The sequence below is a fragment of the Nonomuraea diastatica genome (genome assembly GCF_004349015.1).
Lineage (GTDB): Bacteria > Actinomycetota > Actinomycetes > Streptosporangiales > Streptosporangiaceae > Nonomuraea > Nonomuraea diastatica.
Genome location: NZ_SMKP01000137.1, coordinates 19672 through 28729 on the forward strand (window position 1 = coordinate 19672; position 9058 = coordinate 28729).

Below are 9058 nucleotides of genomic sequence, written 5' to 3' on the forward strand. Positions count from 1 at the left end.
CGTTTCCCCGCCCTGTTCCCGCTCCGTCGGAATTTGGATTGGTTCAATGTCCTACGAACTCTCCTCTCGTAGTTTTTCCGACGACGCGGTGGCGATCGTCGGAATCTCGTGCCGGCTCCCCCAGGCTCCGGACCCGCAATCCTTCTGGCGGCTGCTGCGCGACGGCCGCGACGCGATCACCGACGTGCCCAGCGGCCGGTGGAACGCGCCGGAGACGAGTTCGCTCCGCGGCGGCTTCATCGACGGGATAGCCGAATTCGACGCCGAGTTCTTCGGCGTCTCCCCGAACGAAGCCGCGATGATCGACCCGCAGCAGCGGCTGCTCATGGAGCTGAGCTGGGAGGCGCTCGAAGACGCCGGCATCGTCCCGGCGAGCCTGCGCGACACCCCCGCCTCCGTCTTCATCGGCGCCATGGCCGGCGACTACGCCCAGCTGCTCCAGGGCAACGGGCGCGCGGCGCTGACCCGGCACAGCCTCACCGGCATCAGCCGGGCCCTGCTCGCCAACCGGATCTCGTACACGCTGGGGCTCAACGGGCCCAGCATGACCGTGGACTCCGCGCAGTCGGCCTCGCTGACCGCCGTGCACCTGGCATGCGAGAGCCTGCGCAACGGCGAGACCGGCCTGGCCATCGTCGGCGGCGTGAACCTCAACCTGACCGCCGACAGCACGCTCGCCGCGCTGCGGTTCGGCGCCCTGTCGCCCGACGGCAGGTGCTTCACCTTCGACGCCCGCGCCAACGGCTACGTCCGCGGCGAGGGCGGCGGCGTCGTCGTGCTGAAGCCGCTGGCCCGCGCGCGCGCCGACGGCGACCGGGTGTACTGCGTGATCGCCGGCAGCGCCATCAACAACGACGGGGGCGGCGACGGGCTCACCGTGCCCGACCGGCACGCCCAGGAGGAGGTCATCCGGCTGGCCTGCGGGCGGGCCGGCGTGCCCGCCGCCGCCGTGCAGTTCGTCGAGCTGCACGGCACCGGGACCCGCGTCGGCGACCCGATCGAGGCCCGCGCGCTCGGCGCGGCCATCGGCACCGCCAAGGACTCCGGCACGCCGCTGGTCGTCGGCTCCGCCAAGACCAACGTCGGCCACCTCGAGGGCGCGGCGGGCATCGTCGGCCTGCTGAAGACCGTGCTGGCCATCAGGCACCGCACGCTGCCGCCGTCGCTGAACTTCGAGACGCCCAACCCGCAGATCCCGTTCGACGAGCTCAACCTGCGCGTCAGCACCGAGACGTCCGCGTGGCCGCGCGAGGACGCGCCGCTGGTGGCCGGCGTCAGCTCCTTCGGCATGGGCGGCGCCAACTGCCACGTGGTGCTCGCCGAGTACCCGCAGGAGGAGCCCGCCGCCTCCGCCACGCGCCAGGACGGGCCGCTGGTCGTGCCGCTGGACGGGCCGCTGGTCGTGCCACTGGCCGGGCGGAGCGAGGCCGCGCTGCGCGCCCAGGCGGGCCGGCTGCGCGACCACCTGCTCGACGGCCTGCTCGACGACCCCGGCGCCGGCCCCGCCGACCTGGCGTACTCGCTGGCCACGACCCGCACGGCCTTCGACCGGCGGGCGGCGCTCGTCGTGGACGAGCCGTCAGCACCGGCCGATGTGCTGGCCGGCGTGCTGGACCGGCTGGCCAAGGGCGAGCCGGCCGCCGAGATCGTCACCGGTCGGCCGAGCACCGGCGACATCGCCTTCCTCTACTCGGGGCAGGGCAGCCAGCGGCCCGGCATGGGCCGCGAGCTGTACGCTGCGCACCCCGTCTTCGCGCGGGCGCTCGACGAGATCGCCGCGTGCTTCGACGGCACGCTCGACCGGCCGCTCCTCGACGTGATGTTCGCCGACGAGGGATCTCCTGAAGCCGGCCTGCTCGACCAGACCGGGTTCGCCCAGCCCGCGCTCTTCGCCTTCGAGGTCGCCCTCACCCGCCTGTACGAGCACTGGGGCGTGCGCCCCTCCCGGCTCATCGGCCACTCCATCGGCGAGATCTCGGCCGCCCACGTCGCCGGCGTGTTGTCGCTGGCCGACGCCTGCGCCCTGGTCGCGGCGCGCGGCAGGCTGATGCAGAGCCTCCCGGCCGGCGGCGCGATGGTCGCCGTGCAGGCCACCGAGGAGGAGGTCCTGCCCTTCCTGGACACCACGGTCAGCATCGCCGCGATCAACGGGCCGGACTCCACCGTGGTCTCCGGCTCGGAGAGCCGCGTCATGGAGATCGCCGAGGAGTTCCGCGGCCGCGGCCGCAAGACCCACCGCCTGCGGGTCAGCCACGCCTTCCACTCCCCGCTGATGGACCCGATGCTGGCGGAGTTCCGGGAGGTGGCCGAGTCGCTCACCTACCGCGAACCGGCCATCCCGATCGTCTCCAACCTCACCGGGGCCGTCGCGTCCGCCGAGGACCTGTGCTCGCCAGGCCACTGGGTGTGGCACGTCCGCGAGGCCGTACGGTTCTGCGACGGCATCCGCGCCCTGGCCGACACGGGCGTCACCACGTTCGTCGAGGTGGGGCCCGGGTCGGTGCTGGCCGCCATGGGACAACACTGCCTGCCCGCCAGCCCGTACACGCAGTTCGTCGCCACGCTGCGCGACCCCCAGGCGGAACGCCGCAGCGCCGCGCTGGCGCTGGCCGGGCTGCAGGTGAGGGGCGCCACGCTCGACTGGGACACCGTGCTGCCCGGCGCGCGCCGCGTCCCGCTGCCCACCTACGCCTTCCAGCGCACCTACCACTGGCTTCCCGAGGCGGACGGCTCCGCGCCGCCCCCGCACGCGGCCCCGGAGCCGTCCGCCTCGGGAGAGGAGACGCAGTCGCTCGCCGACCGGCTGCGCGGCCTGCCGGAGGCCGAGCAGGAGCAGGCGCTCCTGGAGCTCGTACGCACCTGTATCGCGCTCGTGCTCGGCCACGCCAACGCCGCGACCGTGGACACCGGCACCGCCTTCAAGGCGCTCGGCTTCGACTCCTTCAGCGCCGTCGAGCTCAGGAACCGGCTCAACACCGCCACCGGGCTCCAGCTGCCCAGCTCGCTGCTGTTCGACTACCCGTCGCCGCAGGCGCTGGCCGGCTTCCTGCGCGCTGAACTGGCCGGCGAGCGCGTCACCCAGGCCGTGGTGGCCGCCAGGTCCGTGGCGGACGAGCCGATCGCGATCGTCGGCATGGCCTGCCGTTTCCCCGGCGGCGTGAGCTCCCCGGACGACCTGTGGAACGTCGTGATCCGCGAACAGGACGCGATCGGGGAGTTCCCCGTGGACCGGGGGTGGGATCTGGCGGCGTTGTACGACCCCGATCCCGACAGCCGCGGGACCACGTACGCGCGGCACGGCGGTTTCCTGTACGAGGCGGGGGAGTTCGACCCGGCGTTCTTCGGGATCTCGCCGCGTGAGGCGCTGGCCATGGATCCGCAGCAGCGGTTGTTGCTGGAGGCGTCGTGGGAGGCGATGGAGCGGGCCGGGATCGATCCCGCCGGGCTGCGCGGCAGCCGTACCGGCGTGTTCGCCGGCGCCACGGCGCAGGACTACGGGCCGCGCCTGCACGAGGCCACCGGCAGCGCGGAAGGGTACGTGCTGACCGGCACCACGGCCAGCGTCATCTCCGGGCGGGTCGCGTTCACCTTCGGGTTCGAGGGTCCGGCGGTGACGGTGGACACCGCCTGCTCCTCGTCCCTGGTCGCCCTGCACCTGGCCGCTCAGTCGCTGCGGACCGGCGAATGCGACCTGGCCCTGGCCGGCGGCGCCACCGTGATGTCCTCACCGGGCATGTTCGTGGAGTTCTCGCGTCAGCGGGGTTTGTCGCCTGACGGTCGTTGTCGGGCGTTCGCTGCTGGGGCGGATGGCACCGGGTGGGCTGAGGGTGTCGGGATGCTGCTGGTGGAGCGGTTGTCGGATGCGCGGCGGCTTGGGCATCGGGTGCTGGCGGTGGTGCGGGGTAGTGCGATCAATCAGGACGGTGCGAGTAACGGGTTGACGGCGCCTAACGGTCCGTCGCAGCAGCGGGTGATCCGGCAGGCGCTGGCCAATGCGGGGTTGTCGGCGGCTGAGGTGGATGCGGTGGAGGCGCATGGTACCGGCACGTCGCTGGGTGATCCGATCGAGGCTCAGGCGTTGATCGCGACGTATGGGCAGGATCGGGATCGGCCGTTGTGGCTGGGGTCGTTGAAGTCGAACATCGGTCATGCGCAGGCGGCTGCGGGCGTCGGTGGTGTGATCAAGATGGTCATGGCGTTGCGGCATGGGAGGTTGCCGCGCACGTTGCACGTGGATGAGCCGTCGCCGCACGTGGACTGGTCGGCGGGTGCGGTGGAGTTGCTGACCGAGGCCCGTTCCTGGGACGAGCTGGATCGGCCGCGCCGCGCCGCCGTCTCCTCCTTCGGCATCAGCGGCACCAATGCCCACGTGATCATCGAGCAGGGCGACCCGGTCGTACCCGCCCCCGACGAGGAGTTCGACCTCCCCGCGGTGCCCTGGATCCTCTCCGCCAAGGGCCCCGAGGCGCTGGCCGGGCAGGCCGGACGGCTCGCCGCCTGGGCGACGGCCGACATCCCGATCACCGCCGCCGGCGCCGCGCTGGCCGCCGGCCGGGCCGCACTCGACCACCGCGCGGTGATCGTCGGCAGCGACCGCGACGACCTGCTGGCCGGCCTGCGGGCGCTGGCCGGCGGTTCGGACGCGCCGGGCGTGCTCACCGGCAGCGGCCAGCCCGGCCGGCTCGCCCTGCTCTTCACCGGGCAGGGCAGCCAGCGGCCGGGCATGGGCAGGGAGCTTGCCGAGACGTTCCCCGTGTTCGCCGAGGCTCTGGAGGAGGCATGCGCCCTCCTCGACCCGCAGCTGCCGTACCCGCTGCGTGAGGTGATGTTCACCGACCCGGGCGGTGTGCTGGACGAGACCGGGATGACGCAGCCTGCCCTGTTCGCCTTCGAGGTGGCGTTGTACCGGCTGTTCGAGTCGTTCGGCGTGCGGCCGGACGTGCTGATCGGCCACTCGGTGGGCGAGATCGCCGCCGCCCACGTGGCCGGGGTCTTCTCCCTCTCCGACGCCTGCACTCTGATCGCCACGCGGGCCCGGCTCATGGACGCCCTCCCCAAGGACGGCGCGATGCTCGCCGTCGCCGCCCCGGAGGCGGACGTCCTGCCGCTGCTCGACGGGTACGAGGACCGGGCCGGCATCGCGGCGGTGAACGGTCCGTCCGCGGTGGTGGTCTCCGGTGACGAGGCGGCGATCGCGGAGATCGAGGGCCGGGCGCAGGTGCGGACGCGCAGGTTGCGGGTCTCGCACGCGTTCCACTCGCCGTTGATGGAGCCGATGCTCGCCGACTTCGCCGAGACGATCAGCGGTCTCGGCTTCCACGAACCGACCATCCCGGTCGTTTCCAACGTGACCGGCCGCCTGGCCGAGCCCGGCCGGCTGACCGACCCCACCTACTGGGTCGAGCACGTACGTGTGGCGGTGCGGTTCGCCGACGGCGTCGCCGCGGCCGACGCCTCCGTCCTCCTGGAGGTCGGGCCCGACGGCATCCTCACCGGCATGGCCCAGCAGGCGCTCGCCGACGGCGTCTTCATCCCCGCCGCGCGCAGGGACCGCGACGAGGCCGGCGCCTTCGTCCAGGCCCTCGGGCGGCTCCACGCCAGCGGCGTCACCGTCGACTGGGACGCCTACTTCGGCGCCGCCCCCGCGCTCCACGTCGACCTGCCCACCTACGCCTTCCAGCGCCAGCGGTACTGGCTGGAGGCGCCTGGTGCCGCCGAACGGCCCACCGAGCACGTCGGGCTGTTCGAGGTCGACTGGGTTCCGGTGCCCGCCGCCGGAGCTGTACCCACTACTGGGTCCGGCGACGTGGTGCTGCCCTGGGAGAGCCCCGCCGACGACGGTGACGAGCACGCCCGCGCCCGCGCGGCCGTGCTGCGCGTGCTGGCCGCCGTCCAGGAGCGGCTCGGCGGAGATCAGCCCGCCTCCGGCCGCCTCGTGATCGCCACGGAGGGCGCGACCGGCGACACCCCCGACCTCGCCGCCACAGCCGTGTGGGGGCTGGTCCGGTCGATCCAGACGGAGTACCCGGACCGGTTCGTGCTCCTCGACCACGACGGCCCCACCGGCGGCCCCGACAGCCCCACCGACAACATCGTCACCGCCGCCCTCGCCTACGACGAGCCCCAACTCGCGATCAGGGCCGGCACGATCCACGTCCCCAGGCTGGCCCGGCGCGACCAGCCGGCGGGCGACCCGCCCTGGAACCCCGACGGCACGGTGCTGGTCACCGGCGGCACCGGCGCGCTGGGCCGCACCGTCACCCGGCACCTCGTCGCCGCGCACGGCGTACGGAACCTCGTCCTCGTCACCCGTGACCCGCAGTCGCCCGGCGCGGTCGCGGTGGCCGCCGAGCTGGCCGAGCTCGGCGCGCACGCCGAACTGGTCGCCTGCGACGTCACCGACAGGGACGCGCTGGCCGGGCTCGTCGGCTCCTGCGAAACCCTCACCGGCGTCGTGCACATCGCCGGCGTCCTCGACGACGGCGTCGTGCCCGCGCTGACCCCCGAACGGCTGGACACCGTGTGGCGCACCAAGGCCGAGACGGCCTGGCTCCTGCACGAGCTGACCGCCGACCGCGACCTGTCCGCGTTCGTGCTGTTCTCGTCGTGCGCGGCCACGCTCGGCAGCGCCGGCCAGGCCAACTACGCCGCCGCCAACGCCTTCCTCGACGGCCTCGCCCGGCACCGCCGCGCGCTCGGCCTGCCCGCCACCGCCCTGGCCTGGGGGCTGTGGGACAACTCCGCCGGCGGCATGGCCGGGACGCTCGCCACCGCCGACCTCGCCCGGTGGGCGCGGCTCGGCGTCGCCCCGATGCCGCAGGACAAGGCACTGGAACTCCTCGACTCAGCGCTCGCCGGGAACGCCGTCACGACGCTCCCCGCCCGGCTCAGCCTGGCCAAGGTCGCCGAGCCCGCTCCGGTCATGCTGCGCGCGATGCTGGGCAAGCCGATCGGGCGCCGCGCGGCCGACGGGCCGGACGAGGTGCCGCTGGCGCAGGCCCTGCGCGGGCAGAGCCCCGAGGAGCAGGAACGTACGCTGCTCGACCTCGTACGCGGCCAGGCGGCCCTGGTGCTCGGGCACGTGACGCCGAACGTCATCAGCGCCACGGGCGCGTTCAAGGAGGCGGGCTTCGACTCGTTGACCGCCGTCGAACTGCGGAATCGGCTCAACACCGCCACCGGGCTGCGCCTGCCCAGCTCCCTGCTGTTCGACTACCCGTCGCCGCAGGCGCTGACCGAGCACCTGCGCACCGAACTGCTCGGCGGGTCCGCCACCGCCGCCACGGCGGTCCGCACGACCGGCCACGACGAGCCGATCGCGATCGTCGGCATGGCCTGCCGTTACCCCGGCGGCGTACGCTCGCCCGAGGACCTGTGGGAGCTGGTGGCGCAGGCCCGCGACGCGGTGGGCGAGTTCCCGACCGACCGAGGCTGGGACCTGGACCGGCTCTTCGACCCCGACCCCGGCAAGCGCGGCACCACCTACACCCGGCACGGCGGCTTCCTCTACGACGCGGCGGACTTCGACGCGGCGTTCTTCGGCATCTCGCCGCGCGAGGCGCTGGCGATGGACCCGCAGCAGCGGTTGTTGCTGGAGGCCTCGTGGGAGGCCCTCGAAGACGCCGGCATCGACCCCGCCACGCTGCGCGGCAGCCAGACCGGGGTGTTCACCGGCATCGCGCCCATGGAGTACGGCCCGCGCCGGTACGAGGGCGCCGACCACGTGGAGGGTTACCTCCTCACCGGCGGCCTGGCCAGCGTCGCCTCCGGGCGGGTGTCGTACACGCTGGGGTTCGAGGGCCCGGCGGTGACGGTGGACACCGCGTGCTCGTCGTCGCTGGTGGCGCTGCACCTGGCGGCGCAGGCCCTGCGGTCGGGCGAGTGTGACCTGGCGATGGCCGGCGGCGCGATGGTGATGGCCTCGCCGGGCACGTTCGTGGAGTTCTCGCGGCAGCGCGGCCTGTCCCCGGACGGCCGGTGCAAGGCGTTCTCCGCCGACGCCGACGGCACCGGCTGGAGTGAGGGCGTCGGCGTCCTGCTCGTCGAGCGGCTGTCCGACGCCCGCCGCAACGGCCACCAGGTGCTCGCGGTCATCCGGGGCAGCGCGATCAACCAGGATGGCGCGAGCAACGGCCTGGCCGCGCCCAACGGCCCGTCGCAGCAGCGGGTGATCCGGCAGGCTTTGGCCAACGCCGGCCTGTCGGCGGCTGACGTCGACGTGGTTGAGGCGCACGGCACCGGCACGAAGCTCGGTGACCCGATCGAGGCCCAGGCGCTCATCGCCACGTACGGCCAGGAGCGGCAGGACCAGCCGCTCTGGCTGGGCTCGCTGAAGTCCAACCTCGGCCACGCCCAGGCCGCCGCCGGTGTCGCCGGGGTCATCAAGATGGTGATGGCCATGCGGCACGGGGTGCTGCCTCAGACGCTTCACGTGGGCGAGCCTTCTCCGCACGTGGACTGGTCGGCGGGTGCGGTCGAGTTGCTGACCGAGGCCCGCCCGTGGGACCAGGCAGACCGCCCGCGCCGGGCCGCCGTCTCGTCCTTCGGCGTGAGCGGCACCAACGCGCATGTGATCATCGAGCAGGGCGATCCCGTCGACGAGACCGTCCGCGACGACCGGCGGCTGCCGGTGGTGCCGTGGCTGGTGTCGGCGAAGGATGTGCGGGCGTTGCGGGCGCAGGCTGGTCGGCTCGCGTCGTGGCTGGAATCGCGGTCGTCCGTTTCTGTGTCGGATGTGGCGTGGTCGTTGGTGTCGGGCCGGGCGGTGCTGGAGCAGCGTGCGGTGGTGGTGGGTGCCGATCGGGACGAGTTGGTGGCCGGTTTGCGGGCGCTGGCCGATGATCCCTCCGCTGGGATCTCGGGCAGTGGTTCCGGCGGGAAGCTGGCGTTGTTGTTCGCCGGGCAGGGCAGCCAGCGGGTGGGCATGGGGGCTTCTCTCATCGAGGCGTTCCCGGTGTTCGCGGAGGCGTTGGACGAGATCTGCCGGGTGCTCGACCCGTTGTTGCCGCATCCTTTGCGTGAGGTGATGTTCTCCGATCCTGAGGGTGTGCTGGGCGAG

General features: G+C 73.4%; 1 protein-coding gene. It reads left to right on the forward strand.

Going from position 1 to position 9058, the window contains the following annotated elements:
• Positions 1-46 precede the first annotated feature (46 nt).
• On the forward strand, positions 47-9058 hold a 9012-nt coding region (locus E1294_RS36230; RefSeq protein WP_132515488.1), incomplete at its 3' end, for a type I polyketide synthase.